Origin of the sequence: Pseudoalteromonas luteoviolacea (assembly GCF_001696455.1) — a bacterium.
Lineage (GTDB): Bacteria > Pseudomonadota > Gammaproteobacteria > Enterobacterales > Alteromonadaceae > Pseudoalteromonas > Pseudoalteromonas luteoviolacea_C.
Map to the genome: position 1 here is coordinate 448223 of NZ_MAUJ01000002.1, position 23404 is coordinate 471626.

The 23404-nt window shown below is 42.1% G+C and carries 17 protein-coding genes; 9 read left to right on the forward strand and 8 right to left on the reverse strand.

The genetic code is table 11. From position 1 onward, the window contains the following. Nucleotides 1-160 precede the first annotated feature (160 nt). A complete protein-coding gene (locus A7985_RS10485) occupies nucleotides 161-2221 on the forward strand; it encodes an alpha/beta hydrolase family protein (RefSeq protein WP_081310507.1) in 2061 nt (686 codons plus the stop codon). Nucleotides 2222-2484: 263 nt separating this feature from the next. Here the strand turns inward: A7985_RS10485 and A7985_RS10490 are convergent, their stop codons facing one another. After that, on the reverse strand, nucleotides 2485-3744 hold the full coding sequence (locus A7985_RS10490) for an adenylate/guanylate cyclase domain-containing protein (RefSeq protein WP_065790402.1): 1260 nt from the start codon (nucleotides 3742-3744) through the stop codon (nucleotides 2485-2487). Between the two features lie 265 nt (nucleotides 3745-4009). Beyond that, nucleotides 4010-6604 (reverse strand): serine hydrolase, encoded by a 2595-nt coding sequence (locus A7985_RS10495; protein WP_065790403.1) that lies wholly within the window; start codon nucleotides 6602-6604, stop codon nucleotides 4010-4012. Between the two features lie 258 nt (nucleotides 6605-6862). Between A7985_RS10495 and A7985_RS10500 the strand changes: the two genes are divergently transcribed. The 3 genes from A7985_RS10500 to A7985_RS10510 all read left to right on the forward strand — a co-directional run bounded on the left by A7985_RS10500 (nucleotide 6863) and on the right by A7985_RS10510 (nucleotide 8910). Further along, a complete protein-coding gene (locus tag A7985_RS10500; RefSeq protein WP_065790404.1) occupies nucleotides 6863-7597 on the forward strand; it encodes a dienelactone hydrolase family protein in 735 nt (244 codons plus the stop codon). A gap of 98 nt (nucleotides 7598-7695) precedes the next feature. Beyond that, a complete protein-coding gene (locus A7985_RS10505) occupies nucleotides 7696-8205 on the forward strand; it encodes a YdcF family protein (RefSeq protein WP_065790405.1) in 510 nt (169 codons plus the stop codon). Nucleotides 8206-8400: 195 nt separating this feature from the next. Next, a complete protein-coding gene (locus A7985_RS10510) occupies nucleotides 8401-8910 on the forward strand; it encodes a hypothetical protein (protein WP_065790406.1) in 510 nt (169 codons plus the stop codon). A gap of 186 nt (nucleotides 8911-9096) precedes the next feature. On the opposite strand, the gene A7985_RS10515 is transcribed toward A7985_RS10510, so the two are convergent. Then, entirely contained in the window at nucleotides 9097-9951 is an 855-nt protein-coding gene (locus tag A7985_RS10515) for a LysR family transcriptional regulator (RefSeq protein WP_065790407.1), read from the reverse strand. A 29-nt stretch (nucleotides 9952-9980) separates the two neighbouring features. Beyond that, complete coding sequence (locus A7985_RS10520; protein WP_065790408.1) at nucleotides 9981-10820, reverse strand: hypothetical protein; 840 nt, start codon at nucleotides 10818-10820, stop codon at nucleotides 9981-9983. Between the two features lie 379 nt (nucleotides 10821-11199). Between A7985_RS10520 and A7985_RS10525 the strand changes: the two genes are divergently transcribed. Both A7985_RS10525 and A7985_RS10530 read left to right on the forward strand, forming a co-directional pair. After that, nucleotides 11200-14754 (forward strand): amino acid adenylation domain-containing protein, encoded by a 3555-nt coding sequence (locus A7985_RS10525; protein WP_065790409.1) that lies wholly within the window; start codon nucleotides 11200-11202, stop codon nucleotides 14752-14754. Nucleotides 14755-15083: 329 nt separating this feature from the next. Next, nucleotides 15084-15644 carry a hypothetical protein gene (locus A7985_RS10530; RefSeq protein WP_065790410.1) on the forward strand — a complete coding sequence of 187 codons (561 nt, stop codon included), beginning with the start codon at nucleotides 15084-15086 and terminating at the stop codon, nucleotides 15642-15644. A 147-nt stretch (nucleotides 15645-15791) separates the two neighbouring features. On the opposite strand, the gene zigA is transcribed toward A7985_RS10530, so the two are convergent. From zigA to A7985_RS10545, 3 genes are all read right to left on the reverse strand, one after another. Then, nucleotides 15792-17006, reverse strand: a complete 1215-nt coding sequence (gene zigA, locus A7985_RS10535; RefSeq protein WP_065790411.1) for a zinc metallochaperone GTPase ZigA — start codon at nucleotides 17004-17006, stop codon at nucleotides 15792-15794. 93 nt (nucleotides 17007-17099) lie between these two features. Then, nucleotides 17100-17531, reverse strand: coding sequence for a TraR/DksA C4-type zinc finger protein (locus A7985_RS10540; protein ID WP_065790412.1), 432 nt, complete (start codon nucleotides 17529-17531; stop codon nucleotides 17100-17102). A 247-nt stretch (nucleotides 17532-17778) separates the two neighbouring features. Further along, nucleotides 17779-17994: a hypothetical protein gene (locus A7985_RS10545; protein WP_065790413.1), complete on the reverse strand. Its 216-nt coding sequence runs from the start codon at nucleotides 17992-17994 to the stop codon at nucleotides 17779-17781. A 293-nt stretch (nucleotides 17995-18287) separates the two neighbouring features. Between A7985_RS10545 and A7985_RS26460 the strand changes: the two genes are divergently transcribed. From A7985_RS26460 to A7985_RS10555, 3 genes are all read left to right on the forward strand, one after another. Beyond that, entirely contained in the window at nucleotides 18288-18440 is a 153-nt protein-coding gene (locus tag A7985_RS26460; RefSeq protein ID WP_176716725.1) for a hypothetical protein, read from the forward strand. Nucleotides 18441-18913: 473 nt separating this feature from the next. Further along, complete coding sequence (locus tag A7985_RS10550) at nucleotides 18914-20941, forward strand: DUF1800 domain-containing protein (protein WP_081310509.1); 2028 nt, start codon at nucleotides 18914-18916, stop codon at nucleotides 20939-20941. 9 nt (nucleotides 20942-20950) lie between these two features. After that, a complete protein-coding gene (locus A7985_RS10555; RefSeq protein ID WP_065790414.1) occupies nucleotides 20951-22309 on the forward strand; it encodes a DUF1501 domain-containing protein in 1359 nt (452 codons plus the stop codon). Nucleotides 22310-22348: 39 nt separating this feature from the next. Here A7985_RS10555 and A7985_RS10560 read toward each other — a convergent pair whose 3' ends face one another. Further along, on the reverse strand, nucleotides 22349-23254 hold the full coding sequence (locus A7985_RS10560; RefSeq protein WP_065790415.1) for a histone deacetylase family protein: 906 nt from the start codon (nucleotides 23252-23254) through the stop codon (nucleotides 22349-22351). Between the last annotated feature and the right edge of the window lie 150 nt (nucleotides 23255-23404).

Consider the following 23404-nt stretch of genomic DNA (forward strand, 5'->3'; position numbering starts at 1 on the left):
CAACTTTTGCACTGCTTTATGCAGCTAACGCACCACTAATCGCATCACTTATACACTTTGTCGCAAACACTGGTTTTCTGAACTCCCCTACGTAAAATGTGCTAAATTTTATGAGCTAGGCACCTGTGCTCAGCTCAGTTTCTTATTCAAGGTTAGTACAATGAAGTTGATAAAAACGACGCTTGCCCTCGCTATTGGGTTAGCAAGTGCGAGTAGTATCGCCAGCAAAGCTGATACCATTACCATAGAAGATATCCCAAAAATTCAAAAAGTTGTCAGTGCAGCGGTCAGCCCAGATGGTGAGTCAGTTGCATTTACTCGCTCAGTTCCACGTGAGCTGTATGTAGACAAAAATGGTAAAAACTTCACTGAACTTCACCTCGTTGATGAAGATGGTGTGGAGCGCCCCTACATAACCGGCAAAGTCAATATCCGCAACATATCTTGGTCGGCCGACGGTAGCTTCATCTACTTTTTAACGAAAAAGAAAACAGACAAATTTACGTCACTTTACCGTATTGCGGTAAATGGTGGTGAAGCACAAAAGGTATTCTCGCTGGCTGGGACATCAGTATCTGCATACCGTTTAAGTCCAAATGGTAAACACGTTGCTGTGCTTGCCATGCCTGCAAAAGATGCGTCTGAAAAAGAGCTAAAGAAACTGGGCTTTATGGCGGAAGTATACGAGTTAGGCCTTAAAAACAAGCAACTACATATTATCGACTTACACGCCAGTGAAAAGCCACTTAAACCAATAGCAGTGAATATTGAAGGCTATGTGAGTGACGTAAATTGGTCTGATGATGCAAGCAAATTATTGGTTAAAACTCAACCAACGGCATTGATCGATGACCAGTATATGAAATCCCAGTGGCACATCATGGATGCAAACACCCACACGATTACCACCTCTTTTAAAACAGAAGGCAAACTTGGTGAAGCAGAGTTTTCTCATGATGGTAAGTACATTGCGATTTTAGGTGCTGAAGACAAGCATGACCCAGCAAAAGGTCGTTTATATATTGCGAATGCTAAAACAGGTAAAGTCGAAGAGTGGATCCCGAACTTTATGGGCCATATCGGCGACTTTGAATGGTCAAACCGTAAAAATGTCTTGAATTTTGTCGGCCACGTTGGCGCAGAGAGCTTTGTCGGTCAAATCAAGGTTGGATCTCAGAAGTATAAAAAGCTCATTAAAGAAGGTAAGTTGATTGCGGGTAAACTGTCAGTATCTGACTCCGACAAAACAATTGCTTTAACGGCTAATACTGCTCAGCACCCAAATGAAGTATACATGGTAAGGTCTAAACGCCCTACGCGTTTGTCTAACTCAAATGAATGGCTAAACACTAAGCGCTTCGCCAAGCAGGAAGCGCTAACTTTTAAAGCGCGTGATGGTGTAGAGATTGGTGGTGTTTTAATCTACCCACTCGATTACGAAAAAGGCCAGCGTTACCCATTGATCATGTCAGTACATGGTGGACCAGAGTCACATGATAAGAATGGTTGGTTGACTAGCTATTCTGACCCAGGTCAAATGGGCGCAGCAAGAGGGTATGCAGTTTTCTACCCTAACTACCGTGGTTCTACAGGAAAAGGCGTTGATTACTCTAAACTTGGCCAAGGTGATTACGCAGGGAAAGAGTTTGACGATCTAGTAGATATGAAAGAGTACCTTGTGAATATCGGGCTAGTAGATACCAAAAAAGTCGGTATCACTGGCGGTTCATATGGCGGTTACGCATCAGCTTGGGGCGCTACTAAACTAACCGAGCATTTCGCTGCCAGTGTCATGTTTGTAGGCGTTACTAACCAGTTGTCTAAGTTTGGTACTACTGATATTTCAAATGAAATGTTCCTTGTACACGCGCGTTCATATCCATGGCAAAAATGGCAATGGTACTTAGAACGCAGCCCTATTTATTGGGCTGGCCAGTCAAAAACGCCTCTGCTTATAATGCACGGTAAAGATGATCCACGCGTTCATCCTGCGCAGTCAATGGAGCTTTATCGCTACATGAAAGTACAAGGTAAAGATGTACGCTTAGTGTATTACCCTGGTGAGGGGCATGGTAACCGTAAGGTTGCAGCACAGTATGACTATAGTATTAGACTGATGCGTTGGATGGATAACTATCTAATCCATGGTAATAAAGAAATGCCAGATTACGTAATCGATCATGCAGCGAAGCTCAAAGAAGTAAAAGCAGCTCGCAAGTAAACGACTTCCATGTCAAAAGAGTAAAACGACTGAGTCAATGGCTATGTCGTTTTGCTCTTTTATTTAGTAACCAAATCTATATCGCCCAAAAACAAGACTATCTGAGATCCTTCAACCTCGGTAAATTCATTGACCCCGTCCATGCGCCTCAACATTAGTGACCGTATTTAGCAACTTTAGAGGTAGAAAGCAAAGATAGCCTCACTTTTGAGCTGTACCCATATTAAACCAAAAAGAACACAAATAAAACATTTTATTCACAACTAAATTACAGGGTCGAAAAATACTTCAATTGGCTCCGAGCGGCCTTTCAAATTTACCTCCGCAGCCTTCTTTAACGAATCTAACTGTGATTGCTCGACACTCACCTTGCTCACTAGCAACGGCGTTTTGAGGTCTTTGGTTTTGCTTTCAATTCGCGCTGCCACGTTTACTGTATCTCCAATGACGGTGTAATCCATACAGCTAGAACTGCCAACATTACCCGCGATTGCTTCACCACTATGAACACCTATTCCAATCTCTAGTGCTGGTAACCCCTCTTTTAATAGCTCTTTATTTAGCTGCTCAAGTGCTGATAGCATTTCTTTAGATGCTTCGATGGCGTTTCTAGCGCTGTTTCCTTCGTCTTGAGGCGTACCAAAAATTGCCATAATGGCATCTCCAATGAATTTATCAATCATCCCATCATACTTAAAAATGATCGTACTCATCGCCGAAAAATAACGATTCAGCAGAGCCGTAATGACTTCGGGCTCATGCTTTTCACACAAAGAGGTAAAACTTCTAATATCAGCCATTAATACTGTGACATTGCGGCGCTCTCCACCGGGTTCAATATCGACTTTCCCTGTTTCGACTGCACTGACTAACTTTTTTGGAAGGTAACGTAGCAGCCGCTCTCGATGTCTAAGTCGAGTATAAGTATTTGTGATATAGCTTGAAATTGACCACGCCAATAAGCCAGAGAATAAGATAATAATTTGCTCATGTAACTCTATCGCTCGCGCGGTATCACTGTGCTCTAAAATCAACGTGCCTGTTGCTAAGCAACACAATGTGGAATAGTAAATAATTAACTTACCTTGTCTGAATGCACTCATAACATTAAACAGAATTAATGCGCTCATGAGCATCAGTTCAAACTCAGTGTTATGCATATCATGCAAAAAGTGACCAATCTCGGAAAGAAACTCCATCTCTAAAGTAATAATTAAGATAATGAGGTAATCAAACAAAATCGAAATGTACTTTAACCAAGGTTTGTATTCTTTACTCCTAGCCCATTTGGCAACCACAACACACCAAACGGCTGTCAGCGCCATGGTGCCGAGATCCACGGCTATCAAAGTCCAGTCGATTCCGCTATTGAGCAAACCGATAAACAATTCGATAAGAAATAGCGACATCAGGCCGTAAAAACGTATCCGATTTATATGCAGCTCCATCTCCATTTCGCGTTGCTGATAGCAATCAGTCAGCAATGCATCAAACGATTCGTCAATATCCTTCAGCCATTTCATGTTAATTGTTCACCGTTTAAAATTACATATTTACCAATTGGAGCGCTACTAAGTTATGGATAGTAGGCTGACCAATTTCGACAACTATAGTGTAGCTAAGCATTTTTAAATTAACATAACAGCAATAGGCGAATAGATTGTATGTAGTTAAGTCTCAATAATCACATGCCTAACAGGGACTTACTAGGGTTGGCTATATGGAAGGTTGATGGTATGGCTGTACACTTCACATTTGCGAGATATCGTACAGCCATAAAAGGGGTTGTTACTTGTTGCTAGCAGGATATTGCACACCGTAGCGATAAAGGCTTGATGCAAGACCATTTAACTGGCTATCAATTTGGTTTTTACCAAGAATAGCGTCCTCACCATTTGCTAAAATAATCACACCTGTTCTCGTCTCTTTGTTATAAGACATGCTCGCATGTGTGCCTGGATCTCCGCCATTGTGACCAAAGAAAGAGCCGTCCCAATACCAGAACACACCTTGCTTATAAGGGATAGTAAATACATCACTTTGCGCACTAAGCATCTTTTCAACACTGGCTTGTTGCAGAATACGTACATCGTCATATACCCCATTATTCGCAATAGCAATTAATAACTTGCTCAGATCGTGACTACTTACATTCAAATCACCATCATAGAAAGTCGCATAGCTATATTCAGGCAACGCGTGTTGCACACCGTCATTGTCAATACTGTATTGAATCGCTTTAGGGTTATTTTCTTTTAGATTCGTGTGGTACCAATTTGTATTGTCCATTTTAAGCGGTGAGAAAATATGTTTTTGCATATCTTTTGCTAAATCAAGCCCTGTCTTTTGCTCCACGGCATGTACAGCTAAAGCAGATCCTACATTTGAGTACCCTAGTACGCGATTAGGAAAGCCACTTTCCTCATCATAATAGATGCCACTTCCGACATAACGGCCATTCAGGTTAAAATAATCATGGGCCAAAAATGTCTTAAGATCTTGAGTGACTGGCACTGGGTCATCACATAAAGACGTGCCAAATGTCTTTGCCAGTGGTAATCCGGTTTCATGCACATAATAAGTGCACAGAATCATATCGCTATCCTTTATACCCGACGTATGTGTCACCAGATTTCTTAGGGTAATTTGGTCGCCCGAATTTTCGGGGTTGTTTGGGTCAAAAGTGAGATTCATTTCTGCAACACTGTCATCAAGGCTAACGGCACCTTTCTCAATTTGTTGCATTATTGCAACCGCCGACACCGCTTTACTGATTGAACCAACATTGTAGGGGGTATGGACTGTCGCCAGTCGATTTTGAGCAATATCGGCAAAGCCAACGGCTTGCTCGTATACAACTTGGTCACCCGAAATCACAGCAACAGACAAGCTTGGTAACCCCGTATTTTTTAGGGCTTCATGGAGCGATTCTTCCAACATTGCGACATCATATTGGTGTGTGGTCACCTCATCCATTGTTTGAATAACAAACTCTATGGGTGTATCTGTATTTAATTTATGATCAACACTGGCATACGCAGGCATCAAGACATCCGGTGTAACACCTGTCTTTTCTAAAACTTCTCCCGCTTTATTTTTATAAACTTGATGGCTTAGACTCAACTCCCAACCACCGGGTAACTCATGAGTCAAAGAATCTGAAACACTGCCATTTGTCGCTTCACCCACGAGCGTACTCTGCGGTAGTGCTTTAAGTGCCTCTGCTAATACCTCTCCTCCACTGCCCGTGTTTTCGCCCGTCAGCACATAAATAGGTTTTGTAAACCTTTGAGATTCACTGGGTGTAACCGTTAGCTCGATTGGCGTCCCCTGATGGGCTTTGTTAGAGACCTGTTTACTACCAAAGCTATACGCCTCAGCAGTGAAGTACCCAGCAATTTTGCGCGACACATTGTCGTACCCACCTCCGTTATACCTTAAATCGATAATCATCGCCTCAACGTCTGTAAATTCGGTTAAGACTTGTTCCATGATCTTATCAGTGTTCGCAAGGTCGCGCTCCACTGATGGAATAATGCCGTCACTTGAACTGTCCGCCACCATATCCGACACTTTATCAATGCGCACATAACCTAGCCGTTCAGAAATCTTGCCATAAAACAGCGCATCACTATCTTCATAAGTGTGTAACTTCCCATCCTGCATTAGGTGTTTTAGCACTCTAAACTCATTGTGATTCAGTTCTGCCTGCGCCAGTTCCACATTCTCATCATCACGCAGTAACGCCTCTTTTAATAAAGTATCGATTTTATTACCATCCGCACTAAGGCCGTCATCTGAGCTTAGGCTCAAGTGCCCGTCTCCAAATTCAGTAAAAATATCATCCATGATCGCTATAAACTCACTTTGCGCCATAGAGTCCGTCACTTTAGGCTTGTAATCCGTATGAACTTGCTGCCAATCAATCCCTCTTAATTCAAAAAACGCGTAGTACTCATTTAAGGTGAGCCAAACATAATCAAACAATTGCGGGTATGTCATCTCAGTCGTTAATTGACCATCTTGGCAAGGCTCGGGAAGGGATGTCAGCTTACTTAACGTTAAATTAGAAGACGCTGGACTTACAAACGTAAGCTTGTCTTGAGAGTCTGATAAAGACAGGTACTTTAACGCATCTTTTAAATCTTGCGCTGTCTCTGTTTCAGCCTTGATGCAGGTTTTGCTGTTGTAGTTATATGTGGTGAGACTAGACTCATTGATTGACCAAATTTGCCCGTGCCCTCGCATATCCCATTGCCCTGCAAAGTCTGCCAGCACCGCCGGCCTGTCCTTGTCCTGAGTTTTGATAATTTTAACGCCATCACCATTACAACCCGATAACAATATTGCCGAAGCTAAAATACTTAATGTGAACCTTTTCACTTTTCTTTCCTTAATGTTGCAAGTAATTGTGTCTATCTTAGGAAATAGTGAGGCTCAATAGTGTGTTTAACTGAGTACTTGATGTGAGATTCGGTAATCGAATGTAGGTGATTAACTACGGTTTTATAATCTTTCAAACATTAGGCTGATAGTTCAAAAACCATACAGCGCGAGCTTCATTGAGTTTATCGCATAAATCCTGAATTCACGTTTTGGTTGCGGTAGTTTAGTTTGAGCACCCAACATCAAAGGATTCAAATGAATATCATACATAGCCTTGCAATTACCTCTATACTCACCAGCACGTCAGCGTTAGCAAACATCAACCTAACAGCCAAAGACGGTTTCACGCTCAAAGGGCAGTACTTTTCTGCCCCCTCAAGCAGTGACAGTGCGGTATTAATGCTCCATCAATGCAACTACAACCAAACAATGTACAAAAACATTGGAAAGCAACTTGCGAGCAACCGTATCCACGCTTTAAGTATAGATTTTAGAGGATTTGGAGACAGTGCAACCACCCAGTACGACGTGCGAACATTATCGCAATTAAGCACAGAGCAACGCAGAAAAGCATGGCAAGATATGACAGCTCACTGGCCATCAGACGTTCAAATCGCCTATCAGTTTTTAAAAGATAAGGTTGGAGCACAAGGAAAAATTGGCGTAATAGGCGCAAGCTGTGGTGGCTCTCAGGCCATAGAGCTCGCACTGAATAATCAAATCGCCGCGATTGGCTTCTTCTCTTCGGCACAAAATGACAAAAATATTGAGAAGTACACGAATTCATTGTCAGGCAAGCCCACGCTCATTATTGCAGCTGAAGAAGATGGTAGAACCTATACCAGTGCGCAAGCATTATTTATTGAGGCAAAACACAGCAATAGTAAGTTTTTGGCGTACAAAGGGAAAGACCATGGTTACCCGCTATTAGACAAAGACAGCAACCTAACTCCCGCCATCGTGACTTGGTTTTCGCATCAAATTAACTAAGATTTTGGTTTGCTTGAGCATCCCAAAGCTCAAGCCTATCCACTCTCGTTATTTGCGTATAACATGCATCAGAAGCACTTATTAGGAAGCAATCAATTTTGACTCACGCGATCATTGTACTTGGCAATAAGAACGATAATTATGGAAACCTATCACCTATTTCAAAATCCCGCTGTGAACTGGCGTATAGCCTGTTGATTGACAAACCTCACAGTAAGCTGATTTGTACTGGCGGCTTTGGTCGCAATTTTAATCAGTCTCCGCGCTCTCACGCGAGCCTCAATCGCGATTACTTAATTTCTTTAGGCATTGCTGAGCAGGTGTTCTTGGAAGATGCCTTGAGCCGATTTACAATTGAAGATGCCACTTTAACAGCGCCTTTAGTATGCGCACATAATCTGCAATCGGTTGACATTGTGAGCTCTGATTTCCACATGCAGCGAGTCAAATTAATATTTGATTATTTGCAGCCTAGTCTCACAAAGCAGTTCCATTCTTCAAAAGCTTTTATCCCTGAGCGCGAGCACGTGAGGCTTCAATCTCATGAATCCCACGCAATCCAACGAGACTTTAAGTCTTTGCAAACTCATTACCGGCCCTTAGTTTAATCAATTAAGGTCTGTACAATTAGTGCAGTCACAATAAAAACGCAACAAACTAAACTTTAATAACAATACATATCAATTACTTATGATTTAATTTGATTTGATTTCATAAAAAATACCTTTCTTTTGTTATAAATTGAAATTTCTCTCGTTTTATTAATTGACCAATAAAAAAGTCATCAACGAAGGGAAAAAATAATGAGAACTCTGTTAGCTCTATGTCTGGGATTGTCGGCTGTTTCTGCTGGTGTACAGGCTGCACCACAAGAGTGGCAAGGATTTTTTAAAGGTAAGTGTGAGTTAATCGCACCGGGACATGGCTCATTGTATGAGTTTCCAATGTCATTAGAGGTGGGCGCACCGATTGAAAACAAAGCCGATTGGATCATTACATATGGTGAAGGTCCTAATGCACGCCCTCGCAACTACACATTAGTGACGTTAGATGAGAAAAAGGGTCATTTCGCAGTAGACGAAAACAACGGCATTGTGATCGACCAATATCTTTTCGAGAATAAGTTTGTCAGCCTTTTTGAAATTGGTTCGAGCAAATTGAATGCAAGCTACGAATTGCATGGTGATGGTTCACTAGATGTTGAGATCATTACTTACACGTTCGACACCATCCGTGAAGCGCAAGTGGGACCTTACCTAGTAGCAAACTATGGTGGTAAAAGAATTCAAAAATGTAAATTATTTAAATGGTAATTTAGATAATTTACTGAACGATTTTGCATTGCCACTCGCCTACTCGGGAGCAATGTAAAAAAACCAAGAACATGCCCGTCACTTGGTTTTATTGTGTGAGCTGCTTGGTAAGAGCAAATAATGATAATAATAAAAGCTTTTTACCAAGCAGCATCCACACATCTTTATCTACATCAAGATGCATAATTACTCTGTCTGCAACGCAACCTGATTTAACAAAGCTTGAATTAACGGCTCTTTTTCCCGTCTCGCAGATACCACAAAAAATAATGGCAAATCAAAATCTATAATACTGGTTTGATGTACGCTTTCTGGTAACCCAACGAGATCGCTCTCATCCACAAAACTGGCTCCAAAGCCCTGTGAAACCAATTCAATACGCGTTAGCTCATCATAACTGGAATAGTGACTGATTTTTGCTTTAGGTAACCTTGACACCAACTCATTGTCGAACGGACAACTGGTGCCCATACCAATCCAAGTGCCATTTTCAAGCAGCTCAAATTCGCTTTGTTGTGAGTTAATCCACACTTTTGGCATCACAGTCGTAATATTACGGTTAGCGATAAATTTAGCCAAAAATTCACTACCACTTTGGTCAAATGTATAGCCACCATCTAGCTTGCCAGCTTCAATGTCACTGAGAATTTGTGATGAATTACTGGGACTTAACTCAAGGGAGATATTAGGAAACTCGGACTGCATCTGCATAAGCAGATCTTGGCATTTTAGTACTCGAGGAGACAGATTCAATCCTATTTTAAGGTGACCTGTCAAAGCGGTATCGGTGAGACTGGCACTTTGGATAAAATCGTGTGCGCTGTTAAGGGTATTCTGGGCTTTTTCTCTTAATGCGATCCCTTGCGGCGTGAGTAACATGCCTTTGCTGGTACGCTCAAACAAGGTTACATTCAACTCTTGCTCAAGCGCTTTAATATGCGCACTTACCGCTGGAGGCGTGGTGTGTAGCTCCTTTGCTGCCTTGGTTAAGTTTTGAGCTTTTGCAACCGCGACAAATGATTTGAGATGATAAAACTCCAAGCACGCCTCCCAATTTGGTAAGTTAGATTTTATTTGATGCCTAACTTATCTTTTAACCAACGTAATGCCGGACGTCTGTAACGAAAGTCAGCCATTACTTTTGCATCGGTATACAAACACTTACCTTTAAACTCTGCAACTAAGCGCTCAGTTTCTTCAAAAATATACTTACGAGGTTTTTTGTGCCAATAGTGATAAACGCGCTTATGTCCGACCTCACTCAGCGATTCATGGCGACGTAAAATAATACCCAACGCAAACTGTTCAGCCGTATGGATAGTCGTATGCTCATCAATTAAAGGCATTAACCACAAAGCGCTGTCTAGGTGTTTGCAATGCGTGTCACAAATCCCGATTAATCCCGAATTATACATGGGCATACTTGATTCAATCACCCAATCCCCAAACTCAGGATGAGAAAACTTCTTGCCTATCACTCCGGCGTGCTGCTTAGCAAAACGTTTTCCTGTTAAATCACCTTCTTTTTCATGCAACAAGGTATTCTTCTCAGATATTTGAGAAAACAGGTCCATAATAGGTGCCTTGACGAGCGTATCAGTATCTAGAAATATGATTTTTTGCGCATGTTTCTCTAGCAAAAACTTCAAGCCTGCAAGCTTAAGCTTAAAGTGGTAACCATCTTCTCCCATCCACGCTTGTTTCATTTCATCCGTTAATGGAATGACTGTAAGCTGAGGATGCTCGTCAAAGAGCGCGTAGCACTCTGCTAATACACAAACCTGCGCTTCTGGATTGTGAAAAATGAGGCTGGCAATACTGAGTTGTGCTTCGAGATAATGGCGCTCTTGTTTACCATAGATGATGTACACAAAGCTCTGCGCTTTTTTTTCTGAATGTTGTTGTTCCAAGGCAATAATTCTTCCATATAAATCACTGCCCGAAATTTACCATAAAGTGGAATAAAAATCAGCATAAAGCAACCATTAACAGCTGCGTTTTAAAACAAAAAAACAGTCTAAATTTGCATTTAAAATCCATCACATAAAATATAATACCCGCCTATTCATTGGCTCCTTTTTTCCCCAAGTAATACGCTTATTCAGCTACTTGAAATTGGGTATTTAGACTTGATTTACTCTGTTAACTAAATAGTTTAAATTTTCAGCACAAGTCCACATATTACATACAAACATATATCTTAAACGTAATTAGTTTACCTTTCTGTTACTTTAATAGCGCACAAGCTTTTATCCAAAATCAAAACAATAACGGAAGAAGGAAACGAAAATGCAAAAGGCAAAAGGCGAAACCTCCATTGACCATAAAACAATTTACGACCTGATAAAGTGGCAATATGAACTAACGCCCAACAGCATCGCAATAATTGATGGAGAAAATAAAATCACTTATTCACAGCTAATGACTGCTGCTTGGCAAATTACTAAAGAGATTGAAATACAACAAATTCCAAGGTCTTCAATAATTGCAGTATGCATGTCTAGAACATGGCAACTATTAGCTGCCATGATCGGGATTCACAAAGCAGGCTGCGGTTATGTGCCACTGGACCCTAACTACCCTAAAAACCGTGTGGAATACATGCTTTCGCATTCAGGCGCTAAAGCTGCTGTTGTAGATAGTGAGCACACTTTGGCACTTTGTACAGGCGTTGAGACGCATATAAATACTCAGCAGCTAACTGTGCACACCCCATGCAATGAACCCACTACATACCCAGCTGCCGAAGATTTAGCCTATGTTATCTACACTTCAGGCTCCACTGGCAAACCCAAAGGGGTTGCCATCGAACATAAAAACCTCGTTGCAATGAGCCATGCACTGAGCAAGTTGTTTGGTCCGACTGAACTGCAAGGGGTTTTAGCAGCGGCATCCATATGTTTTGACACCTCAGTGATGGAAACGCTCGGGACCCTATCATTAGGAGGAACGGTTATATTGGCTCAAAATGCGCTCGAACTTACCTCACTGCCGTATGCCGACAAGGTTAAAGCTTGCGTTATGGTCCCCTCTTCTATGCAAGCGATACTCAACTCGGGACCCCTGCCGAAAAATATAGAATGCGTGGTATTTGGTGGGGAAGCGCTAAAGTCAGCTTTGGTAGAAAAAGTGCATACACTCACCCCGAGACCACGTGTTGTGAACGCATATGGCCCAACTGAAGACACCGTATTCTCCACATTAAAAGACATTAAAGTGGGTACCAAAACTATCACCATAGGCCGACCTGTGGAAAACTCAAGCGCAGTGATATTAGATGAAAAACTTCAACCCGTTTCTAATGGTATAGCGGGAGAGCTTTGCCTTGGTGGGCACAAATTGGCTAGAGGATACTTAAACGATGCAGAACAAACTGCGGCTCGCTTTATTGAAATACACGTAGGTAATGAAACCACAAAACGACGACTGTATAGAACTGGCGATCTATGTCGCTTTACAGAAGCTGGAGACATCGAGTTTTTAGGCAGAATCGACCAACAAGTGAAAATCCGTGGGTATCGAATCGAGTTGGGTGAAATAGAGTCGGCACTCGAGTCCCTGCCGTTTATAAAAGCTGCTGCGGTAAGTGCTTTGGAAAGTGAAACAGGCCAAAAATCGCTTGTTGCGTATCTTGTCGAACAACCTGACGCCCCAAACCATGACGTATTAAAATCACAACTTCTAGAACATTTACCAAGCTATATGGTGCCGCAACTGTTCATGTCTTTGGACACCCTCCCTTTTCTACCTAATGACAAGCTCGATAGAAGTAAGCTGCCCGACCTAACACAGGTGCGGCTGGCGAATCAAAAAACACATCAGGATGAAGCTACACCTCTTATCAATGATAAATTAGAGATAACGCAATCGATTATCCAACAAGAGGTCGCGGCATTACTCAGCATAGCGGAGCCCACTCTCATAAACCAAGACACCAGTTTTGATAGCTTAGGTATTGACTCACTTAACCTGATGGAACTCTCCAGCAGATTAAGTAATGCGCTAGGTACATCGATATCACCAGCAGTCATCGCGAACTACCCTACATCCGCTTTGCTTGCTGCACACATATTCAAAGACCAAGCAAAGGTAAATGAGCAGCAAACGAAGACACACATCGAAACATTAAGTCAATTTCAATCATTATTACAATCAAGCCATCCGACTTTCGGTTCTGCAAGTGTTCACGCATGGGACATAGATGACAAGAGCCTATTAGTACAAGCAATTTTGCAGATGGTTAATAGAAACGGGCGCAACCCTTACGGCAAAATATTGCGCACAGGTAGTTCAGCTAGAGGCCGCATAGGAGATAGCTACAACGACGATGAACGAGAGTCTATTATATGGTCAACTAACCTGTATTTTGGCTTTAACCGCGACCCTCAAGTTATTGCCCACGCCACAGAAGCATTACAAAATTACGGAACAGGTATGGGGATCTCTGCCGCAGCAACAGGTATGACAGATCAGCATGTCGAGTTTGAAAAAGAGTTTGCTAACTTAGTTGGGAAGCCAAACGCTTGTTTGTTCCCCACAGGTTACACTGCTAATTTGGGCGCTATATCAGGTATACTCGGTCCAAATGATATTGTGGTTATCGATCAACTTTGCCACGCTTCAATTGTTGATGGGGCGAGATTAAGTGGCGCTACAATTCGTACTTTCAAACACAATGATAAAGATGACCTCGCGACGGTTTTAGCCGCTGAGCAATCCCCTTATCGTACGACCTTAGTGGTGTTAGAGAGTGTTTACAGCATGGGTGAAGGCACAGCGCCTGTTGCTGATATCGTTCGCACCGCCAAGCAGTATGGGGCCTTAGTGCTGGTAGATGAAGCGCACTCTTTTGGTTTTTACGGTGAACAAGGCGCAGGCGTTTGCGCTGAGCAAGGCGTTAGCCATCAAGTAGATTTTATCATGACTACATTGAGTAAAGCGCTGGGTAGTATTGGCGGCGTTATTGCAGCCAGTGAAAAGCACGTCAACCTACTCAAATCAGCCTCTAGAGCCTATATCTTTCAAGCTTCCATTAGCCCTGCCGATATCGCTGCGGCGTTGGCTTCTTTGCGCATATTGCAACGTGATGACTCAATGAGAGCGCAGCTTTGGGATCGCACTCGCTATATGCGTCGAAAATTTAAAGAAGCAGGGTTTGACCTTGGTACTGGTGACGGACCAATTGTCACACCTCACTTTGGAGACAAAGAGAAGCTTTACGCCATTGTGCAAAGTTTGTATCAGCGCGGAGTACAAACTTTGGCGGTCACCTATCCCATTGTTGAAAAAGGACGCGGGCGCTTGAGATTCATTTGTTCAGCTTCTCATACCTATGAAGATATTGATTATACGGTAAAAGCACTTATTGAAGCTGAAAAAGAAGTGAATGAAAGTTTCATTCAAAGCACGCAAAATCTAGACTGCTTAGAGGCAGATGGATTAGACAGCGCACTGCCCATGTTGAAAAACTGGGTAAATAATTTTGTCAGCTACCTTACATTACACTTACAAAGCTGCACTGGGCCACAACCAGCTCTTGCCGTTTCGATAAAACTTGGTACCGTTAAAAAACCATTTACGATAAAAGTTGAACAAGAACAAGTTCAATTGGAGCGAAGCTTGAACAACAGCCTACCTTATTGCGAATTGCATTTAACCAGTAACACCGCACTAGAGGCACTGACAAACAACAATGAACAAGCTTTGCTGGAAGCGGTATGCCAAACAGGGTGTGTTTTAAATGGGCAAACTGAAGCATTTGTTTGGTTTATGGCAAGATTGATTGAACATAACCAAGATAAAAGTTTAAGGCCACAAGCGCAATCTTTACAAGTGCCGGTTTAGACTACTCTCACCAATAGAATCTTTCTTAGTTTTTCGTCACTGATAAGCCAAGTTCTCTAAACTTGGCTTTTACAAATTTCAAAAGCTTATTGCGTTAATCATTATTTATTGATAAAAAGCAAAAATATAACTCTTATTTCAAGACAAAGATTTACTATGTCATAATATACTAAACAACCATGCAAACTGCGTATAATCTTAATGGGTATAAAAACGAAGAATTAGTCTTCAGAATCTTATTGTTTTAGACTATTTTAGGTAGTATATCCCCACAGGATTAAATGACGTTTGCTACACATAACACGTCAAGTTTTATACAGAGAAAGAACATGAAGAATTACCTATTAGTAGTAGCCTTACTTTTCATTTATGGCTGCTCAAATATAACGCCAGAATCAATACAACATACGCAAACAAATAGATATTTCATCATTGAAGAAAAGACCGAACAATCTGGTGTATACGGTCTTGGCGTTACTTGGATTGAAGGGTTGGAACCAGGAGTATATAAATCCATTGGAATGGATCATAAGGGAGAGTACTTTTTAGGGCCAAATGCAAGTTTCTACAAATATGGCAAAGGTACCATGCCAGTCCACCATGTCGGCGGAGTCTGGATACCAAATGACCCAGCTAAACCCCCTTATTTTTTTAGGATAGGAGGAGCAGTGCAAAACCTGAACAACGCAGATGGGCTTGCAATAAGCAATTCACTTGGACACAGTCAACATTATGCTGTATCGGGTCTAGGTGCCGGTTTGGGAGTTGGCATTGTAAATATGATAATTGCAGCCGATCATGGGAAATTGGTGCACGACAGAAAAGTACACAGCAAAGAGATTGTAGATCGCATTTTATCATCGCTCGCTACAAAAGAGCCCGAGAGTTAAAACATATTGGGCACTCGCTTCGGTTGTTACTCAATCTTTTGATAAAGACAGCTTAATATATAAATTAAGAGGTTTAACAGTCAAATTAAGTTGCATTTATCAACTTAGTTTGACTGTTTTAAAAATCGACTAAACAGAAAAAATAACTTACTCTGGCCTCAGAGGCCACTCAGGAAACGGGTCAGGTAATTTCGCCCAAAATGCCTGACCTTGAGCAAGTTCCTCTGGGGCCAACAAACATTTATCCAATCTACTGGTAATGTCTTCTTTATCTAACCCTTGGCCAATAAACACCAGCTCTTGTCGCATATCGCCAAATGGTTCTTCCCACATATCTGCGATTGCTTCAAGATATTCAGGGTCTTCAGGCCATTGTTCTTTAGGCACCGCTTTCCAAAAAAGTCCGGCCATACCATATCTCGCCATTCCACCAGCTTGACTCCAGCTACCAGCAATATGTGGGCGTGTTGCTAACCAAAAAAAACCTTTTGAACGCACTAACTTGCCGCTAATCTCTTTACAGTGAAGAAAGTCGTAAAACTTTTTTGGATGAAACGGGATTCTCGCGCTGTAGACAAACGCACTGATCCCATACTCTTCAGTTTCGGGTATATGCTCTCCCCGCAACTCTTTGAGCCACCCCGGTGCCAATTGTGCTTTTTCAAAATCAAATAAGCCTGTTGCGAGGACTTCTTTGATAGGTACTTGGCCATTTTGAATTGCAACTTGCTTAGCTTGGGTATTCAGGGTTTTTAATATTCCTTGCAATCGCTTTAGGTCGTTTTCGGATACGAGGTCAGTCTTACTAATCAACAAAACGTCCGCAAACTCGACTTGCTCAACCAACAAATCAGCAACGCTACGTTGATCTTCTTCTCCTAAACTCTCACCAGTTTCTTGCAACAACTTAGCTTCATCGTAATCTTTTAAAAAATTCAGCGCATCGACCACCGTAACCATCGTATCAAGCTTGGCAATATCTGACAGGCTATTGCCGTTTTCATCTGCAAATGTAAATGTTTCAGCAACGGGTAAAGGCTCTGAGATACCCGTAGATTCTACAACCAGATAATCGTATTTGCCTGCTTGCGCTAAACGTTGAATTTCCTCAAGTAGATCTTCACGCAAAGTACAACAAATACATCCATTACTCATTTCTACCAGCTTTTCTTCGGCACGATTTAAGCTGACTTCGTTTTGCACAATTTCAGCATCGATATTTATCTCGCTCATATCGTTTACAATTACCGCAACTTTCAGTCCTTCTCTGTTGCCAAGAATATGGTTTAACACGGTGGTTTTGCCTGCCCCTAAAAACCCCGACAGAATGGTGACCGGTAACAATGACCTTGACTCAGCCATAAGTACTCCTAAATTAACTTGCTGTTAAATAGAGAAGTTGCCACACCTAAACTTCATGCACCCCAATAGGCAGCAACTTAATGATAAATCTAATCAATGCTTATAGAGATGCTCTCCGACCTCTTTGAGGTTTTTTACATCTGCACAGAATTCTGTGGTAGGTCTAGCTAACAACCTAGGAATACCAATGGGTTCACCTGATTCCATGCAGTAACCATACTCGCCCAAGCGAATACGCTCTAAAGATTGAATAATCTTTGGTAAAAGCTTCTGCTCCCTCTCTACAATGCGCATCGACAGTGCCCACTGTTCCTCCCAAGATGCTCTATCATTAAAGTCAGCTAAATCTGGCTGGTCTTGCATATGCTCTTTGACTTCCCTGATCCTTTCACGTGTTGTGTCATGCAGCTCAATCAATCTTGCTTTGAAAAACGCCAATTGTGCGTCATTCATATAATCTGATTCCGGAGCCTCTAAAATTTGCTGCTCTGTCAACAGAGGTAGTTCTTTATTTTCGCCAGTCATTTAATAACTCAACTCACTATTTTGTTATAGTATAACATAGCACATAAATTTGATTTATGTACTCTCGCAAGGAACAATTCGTGTGGCATATTGCCAATTAACTAACGAAATGTGTCCACGTTTCTAAATTTCATAAATGCGGTTTTACTCTAATTGGCTATAGAATCTCAATCGTGAGTATGACTCAATGGCGAGCCTCATGCTTTGGCAGGTAAACTTCATCGATATGGTGGCGAAATTCACTAAGTTACGACAGGTGCGCCAACACCACATGCTCAATTTGGGTCAGTGCATTTTTCACTGAGTTTGAAGATAAATCGAGTTCAAGCCAACCATCTGTTCCCATGACTTCTACCTTGTGATAAATAATGCCACCTCTTAGCTGTGAATTACCTAACTCCCCCGTTAAACGCAAAATTCCGATGCTCGTTTTCAACCGAGTTATATGAAACGGCTTCACCATTTAGCCTCCTCTTAGCCAGAGCGCCATTAACGCTACCAATTCACTTTAAGATCTATTTTATGAAAAATATAATATATAAATAAACCACCAATAATTACAAAAAATAAATAGCCAATAAAACCATTTTACAACACATAAAAACCACAAAAAACAGTTCAACTAAAATCTAAATGAGTAGTAAAATATCGTTAATAAAATTCAATTTACAACCTTCATAATAAATGGGAGTTTAAATACCGGCCACATAAAAAATGGCCGAGTAATAATACCGGCAAATACAATAAGGAAATACAATGAAGCTTAATATCCAAAAAAAGACGCTAAAGTCACTTCAAAACAAAACCATCTCTGAAAAGCAAACGAATGATGTGGCGGGTGCAACAGCTGCTCCTCCAGGTTATTCGGTACAAGCAATGATGTGCCGCTGGACAAAAGACTTCTGTTAATTGTTTTTTGCAGAGGCTAACGTGCCTCTGCTTTCTTTCACCTTGTAAAACCAGTCAATGAATACAGATTACAGATACTCGTGGGCTTCTCAGCGATTTATGCGAAGGCCAGACCTATTTACCGCAAGTTCTCCGACAATCAATCTAGGTAATCGAGTTAAAGCGACCTCTTTTTTAGTCACCCAGACAGCAACTAGGCTCATTTATTAAATTTACATTTAACTTACCAAGCATTCGAAAAGACACCATAGACTTCTCCGTAAACATAACCTTTAACAACCTGCTTGCTTTAAAAATCAATACCATACTCCAGAATAATGTTGATACTTGTTTCACTTAACATCAAAAAAGTAGTGAATCCACGCAAAAAACCAGCACTTTAAAATTAGAAATACAAAAACACATAATGAAAAAACATTGTTAATTTATCTAATAATGCTATAAATGGGTAAGGCAATATTGAGGAAATCGAAATGAAGTTACTCGCCTTACTTATGGTGTTTACATTTTTACTGTCAGCCTGTGGCGGCGGTAGTGACACGAATAACAGCAATGTGACGAACGAAGACAATAACACAAGCTCTCCCTCCCCCCCAGCAGACACCAATACTGACAATCAAACAGGCGACGACGCTCAAACTCCTGATGCAGGCAATAATGAAGACGAAAACCCGGATGCAGGGGCAGTAGGCACGGCACCTATTGTGGATGTCAGGGCTCCCGGCAGTATTGTTCGTAAAGGCACGACGATTGTGATTGAAAGTGCCATCACTGGCGGTGATGAACAGCTCACCTATTTGTGGGAGCAAATTGCCGGCCCCACAGCAGTTATAGAGAACCATCAATCACCGAGCCTGACTGTAACCTTGCCTGAAACACACTCTTCTACCCAAGATGATTTTGTATTTGCGCTGACAGTAACAAATCGTGAAGGGTTGAGCACCTATACTGAAACCACAATTGAGTCCATCAACGCGATGACCCAAAAACAAGCTGCAACGCTGTTACACCAAGGCACATTGGGACCGACTCATGCAGAGATTCAAGCGGCAACAGGAAAAAGTGAAGAGGAATGGATAAACGCACAATTCGCAAGCGAGACGACTTACCACATGCCTTTTTTGGAAAACTACCCAAATAAAGAGCAACCAAATCATATCAATCGCATCGATGCGTGGTGGAAGGCTAGTTTAAGTGCGCCCGATCAGTTAAGGCAGAGAGTCGCATTTGCGCTCAGTCAAATATTTGTTGTTTCAGACGCCAACAGCGCGCTAAGAGGCGAGCCAGAAGGTATGACAAATTATTACGACATGTTGTTGAAAAATGCGTTTGGGAACTTTCGTACGTTACTTGAGTCAGTCACCTTATCTCCGGTCATGGGGGTTTACTTAAGCCACCTTGGCAACGAAAAGGCCAATTTAGATAAAAACATACGCCCTGATGAGAATTACGCAAGAGAAGTCATGCAGTTGTTCACCATAGGGTTAGATGAGCTAAACCTTGATGGCACAGTAAAGCTAGACGACAACGGTAACACGATCCCGACGTACTCTCAGCTTGAAATTGGCGGATTTGCAAAAGTATTCACCGGCTGGACATTTGCATATTCTGCTCGCTGGAATAGACCGAGTAAAAATTACACTCTGCCAATGCACCCCTTTGAAGATTATCATTCTAATCTTGAAAAGCACTTACTCAATGGTGAAGTAATTCCGGCAGACACAGGCGCTGAGGCGTCAATGAAGTTAGCGCTAGACAACTTATTTATGCACCCAAATGTTGCCCCTTTTATCTCAAAACAGTTAATACAACGATTGGTAAAATCGAATCCAACACCTGCATATGTTGAACGCGTTGCAACTATTTTTAATGATAATGGGCAAGGTGACCGCGGTGATCTTACTGCCGTTGTTAAGGCCATTCTCTTAGATGAAGAAGCGCGAAAGTATTCGGTCGTGTTAGAACATACTGGCAAAATCAAAGAGCCTATACTCACTAAACTGCACTTTTGGCGAACACTCAACGCAGCCTCTCAGGCCAATCGCTATTATACGTGGAATTTATCTACGACATTTGGTCAAGGCCCCTTGCTGTCTCCGTCTGTATTTAATTTCTTTAGACCCGACCACAGACCAAGTGAGCTACTTGATTCAAACTTGGTGGCTCCTGAGCTACAAATAGCCACAGATTCAAATATGATTTCTACGACAAACAGCCATTACAGCGATCTGGTATGGAGAATGGCCGAACGTAAAAGTACTTTGAACCCCAATACCATCTATATGTATGGAGAGGCACATATCTCTTTACTCGAAAACGCAGGGTTAGAAGCTTTGTTGGACCACTATGATGTCGTCTACTTTGCTGGCATCATGTCAGACGAAACGCGTAGTGCGTTAACTGATCTAGACAGCTACTTTGTAAACCGCACACCCGCCGACCGCATATCTCAATTGTTGTACATGATTTCTTTATCGCCAGAATTTAATTATCAAAACTAGGAGCCTGACATGACAACCTACAATGGAAAATCAAGAAGGGCTTTCTTGTCCCTGTGTTTAAAAGGTGGAGCATCCGTTGCGGCCCTAACTAGTTTACAACTACAAGCGCTCAGCAATACTTTAAACAGCGAGCCGCTAAGTGATTATAAAGCGCTCGTCTGCATTTTTTTGCACGGTGGTAGTGACTCTCTCAATATGCTCGTACCGACAAGTGGCCAGCATCGCACCAATTACGAGCAAAGCAGACAAAACTTGGTTGTAAATGACGCAATTAACCTCACGACTAAAACCCAATTTGAAGGAGGTGTTGGCCTACATCCGAGTATGGGAAACCTCACTTCTCTATTTGACAGTGGACAGCTCGCATTTGTGGGAGGAGTGGGAACATTAATCGCGCCAACAACACTCGCTGATTACAAAAACAAAGCGGTTAGCATACCAAGTCACTTATTCTCGCATAATGACCAACAAGCCACATGGATGCACGGGCAAGAAAAGGTTTCTCTGAACACCGGCTGGGGTGCCCGCATGCTGGAGAGACTCAATCAACATAGTGCTTTTACCAGTAACATATCTCTTGCAGGCTCTAACCCTTGGCAGTCAGGCATACAAACCTCGCCATATGCCCTAAGTCGAAATGGTGTGATGAAGATAAACCCCCTGTCTGGTTATCAACCTCAGGTCGACCACGTCAAAAGCATTATGGATCGGCTACTACAAACCAATTCAAACAACCCAATACAAGACGCATATGCCAGCCGATTAAGCCGCTCAATCAGTAATGTTCAAAGTATGAACACCTTACTTGAGCAAGCCCCTGAACTCACTACGCAATTTAGTGATAACAACTTATCACAGCAACTTGCTGCCGTTGCGAAATCTTTGAGTATTAGCAACCAAACAACCTCTCAAAGGCAAATCTTCTTCGTTTCACTTGGCGGCTTTGATACACATGATGAACAGTTGACCACACAGCCTGCGCTATTTTCAACTTTAGCAACCGCGCTTTCTGAGTTTCAAAGCGCGCTCAACGAGCTTGCTCTACAAAATAGTGTCACGACTTTCACTATGTCTGATTTTGGCAGGACCCTCACATCAAATGGAGATGGCACAGATCACGGCTGGGCAGGCAATCAACTCATTATGGGTGGCGCAGTCAATGGCTCAGATGTACACGGTATCATGCTAGACCAACAAGTCGGCGGCCCGTTGGATGTTGGCGGTGGTAGGCTAATCCCTCAGTTTTCAAATGAACAGTACTTTGCTCCCATTGCAAAATGGTTTGGGCTGTCTGAAGCTGACGTTTATGAGTTGTTTCCAAACGCTGGAAATTTTGACGCATTCACTTTGCCGCTATTTAACAGCTAATGTGCTCCACCTAAGTACTGCCCATCAATAACATTTGCACTAAAGTTTAGCGGCTTGCTCAATCACGATGCCATGGCGTTTAGCCAAACGCTCATGGTCCTTGTCATAACCACCACCAATGACTGTCGCCACTGGCACCCCTTTCGATTGACAGGTTTTGAGTACAGTGCGGTCTCTTTTTTCGAGGCCTTGCCAGCTGATATCTAATTTTCCTAACGTATCTTGTTGCCAAACATCAACCCCTGCATCGTACAATACGAGGTCAGGGTTGAATTGCTCGATTAGCTCAGTCAGTGTCGACTCAATGACAGATAAGTAGGCATTGTCATCGGTACCAATAGGTAGCCCAATATCCAGATCACTGGATTGTTTTCTAAACGGAAAGTTCTTTTCGCAATGAATGGAACAGGTAAATACGTATGGATGATGGGCAAGCATTGCAGCTGTACCATCCCCTTGATGAACGTCACAGTCAAAAATTAATACGTTATGTACTTTATTTTCGTTGATTAACCGTGTAGCGGTATAGGCGAGATCATTGACCATGCAATATCCTGAGCCAAAATCATAATGGGCATGGTGCGTACCACCAGCTAAATGACAAGCAATTCCATGCTTTAAGGCAAGCTGAGCTGTCAAGTAAGTGCCAAGTGGCGCGGTAAACGTCCGTGCCATTAATTGTTCTGACCAGGGTATGCCAATGCGACGCATCGCCTTATCACATAACAAATTATGATAAAGATCATGTACATACTGCTCACAATGCACCAACTCTAAGTCATTGTAGTGCCCTTCAGGCCCTTGATATAGGTTGTTTTTTACAAGGCCTTGTGTCTCCAAATAGTGTTTTAGTCGCGCAAACTTGCTGACCACAAAACGATGTTTGGGATCAAAACTAAAAGAATAATTAGGATGATAAACAAGGGGTAAGTTTGGATTGAACATACAAAAGCATCATTATAATTCTCCTTATTAGTATCTCATATTTCAAACCACTTAGGTATCAGTCACATTCTAGTCGACACAAACCCTCCGTTGTACCTATACCGCTTAATCTCAAACCCATACTCCAGAATTAATCAGCTGGTTTAGAGT

What these genes read in the sequence shown, in the direction of transcription:
- A7985_RS10555 (WP_065790414.1), top strand. Translation starts at nt 20,951, where the DNA reads ATGACAACCTACAATGGAAAATCAAGAAGGGCTTTCTTGTCCCTGTGT.
- A7985_RS10510 (WP_065790406.1), top strand. Translation starts at nt 8,401, where the DNA reads ATGAGAACTCTGTTAGCTCTATGTCTGGGATTGTCGGCTGTTTCTGCT.
- A7985_RS10530 (WP_065790410.1), top strand. Translation starts at nt 15,084, where the DNA reads ATGAAGAATTACCTATTAGTAGTAGCCTTACTTTTCATTTATGGCTGC.
- A7985_RS10500 (WP_065790404.1), top strand. Translation starts at nt 6,863, where the DNA reads ATGAATATCATACATAGCCTTGCAATTACCTCTATACTCACCAGCACG.
- zigA (WP_065790411.1), bottom strand. Translation starts at nt 17,006, where the DNA reads ATGGCTGAGTCAAGGTCATTGTTACCGGTCACCATTCTGTCGGGGTTT.
- A7985_RS10550 (WP_081310509.1), top strand. Translation starts at nt 18,914, where the DNA reads ATGAAGTTACTCGCCTTACTTATGGTGTTTACATTTTTACTGTCAGCC.
- A7985_RS10540 (WP_065790412.1), bottom strand. Translation starts at nt 17,531, where the DNA reads ATGACTGGCGAAAATAAAGAACTACCTCTGTTGACAGAGCAGCAAATT.
- A7985_RS10485 (WP_081310507.1), top strand. Translation starts at nt 161, where the DNA reads ATGAAGTTGATAAAAACGACGCTTGCCCTCGCTATTGGGTTAGCAAGT.
- A7985_RS26460 (WP_176716725.1), top strand. Translation starts at nt 18,288, where the DNA reads ATGAAGCTTAATATCCAAAAAAAGACGCTAAAGTCACTTCAAAACAAA.
- A7985_RS10560 (WP_065790415.1), bottom strand. Translation starts at nt 23,254, where the DNA reads ATGTTCAATCCAAACTTACCCCTTGTTTATCATCCTAATTATTCTTTT.
- A7985_RS10525 (WP_065790409.1), top strand. Translation starts at nt 11,200, where the DNA reads ATGCAAAAGGCAAAAGGCGAAACCTCCATTGACCATAAAACAATTTAC.
- A7985_RS10545 (WP_065790413.1), bottom strand. Translation starts at nt 17,994, where the DNA reads ATGGTGAAGCCGTTTCATATAACTCGGTTGAAAACGAGCATCGGAATT.
- A7985_RS10490 (WP_065790402.1), bottom strand. Translation starts at nt 3,744, where the DNA reads ATGAAATGGCTGAAGGATATTGACGAATCGTTTGATGCATTGCTGACT.